We start from the raw sequence: 1,035 nt of genomic DNA on the forward strand, positions 1-1,035 counted from the left end.
GTGCCGGCGCTCGCTCTCCGGGCACTCGGTGTCCGGGCGATCGGTGTCCGGGCGATCGGTGTGCGACGGGTCGGCGGTGACGGCGGGTGGCCATCCGGCCCGGTCCAGCGCGCGGACCAGGGCCCGGACCATGCGGGGGTCGAACTGCTTGCCGGCGCACCGCCTGAGTTCCATGACGGCCTCGTCGACCGGCCGGCCGCGCCGGTAGCTGCGGGTGGACGTCATGGCGTCGAAGGCGTCGGCGACCGCCACGGCGCGCGCGGACTCGGGTATCTCCCGGCCGCGCAGCCCGTGCGGGTAGCCCGTGCCGTCGAGCCGCTCGTGGTGGTGCAGGATCGCGTCCCGGGCCTCCCCGAGAAAGCCGATGCCGCGGATCATCTCGTGCCCGTACTCGGGGTGCCGTTGCATGATGTGGCGTTCGTCGTCGGTCAGCGGGCCGTCCTTGCGCAGGATGCGGGTGGGCACGCCGAGTTTGCCCACGTCGTGCAGGATGCCCGCCAGCCGCAGCGCCTCCGTGCGGTCGGCGTCCATGCCCAGCTCGCAGGCGATCAGCGCGGACGCCCGCCCGACCCGCTCGCTGTGCCCGCGGGTGTAGCGGTCCTTGATGTCGACGGCCTGCACGAGGGCCCGCACGGTGGCCTGGTGGGCGGCGCGCTGGCGGTGGTACTGGGCGACGACCCAGCAGCCGGTGACCATCGGCAGCAGCACGCACAGCGCGGCCGGCGGCCCGTACGGGCTGTGCCACAGCACGGCCATCATCAGCGCGGCCAGCCCCTGCACCAGGTGCGGCAGGAGGCCGTGCAGGGTCCGTCCGCGCCAGGCGGCGCGCGGTGAGCAGCCCTCCGCGGCGATCAGGACGCCGCCGTCGGTCAGCGTCAGGAAGAGGCTGTAGGCGGCTGCGGTGGCCAGCGCGGGCAGCAGCACGGCCGGCTGGGGATCGGTCAGTGCGGCCGGACCGCCGAGCAGCCGGTGGACGAAGGCGGCGACGCCGACGGCCAGCGCCGACTGGGCGGCGTACCAGGTCCGGCGGGCGAG

General features: G+C 75.3%; 1 protein-coding gene. It reads right to left on the minus strand.

What is annotated here, in order from left to right; all coding sequences use genetic code 11:
* Positions 1 to 1,035, minus strand: a 1,035-nt coding sequence (locus ACYVE9_RS28165; protein WP_461030714.1) for an HD-GYP domain-containing protein, incomplete at both ends; no start/stop codon positions are given.

The sequence above is a fragment of the Streptomyces sparsus genome, assembly GCF_054776295.1.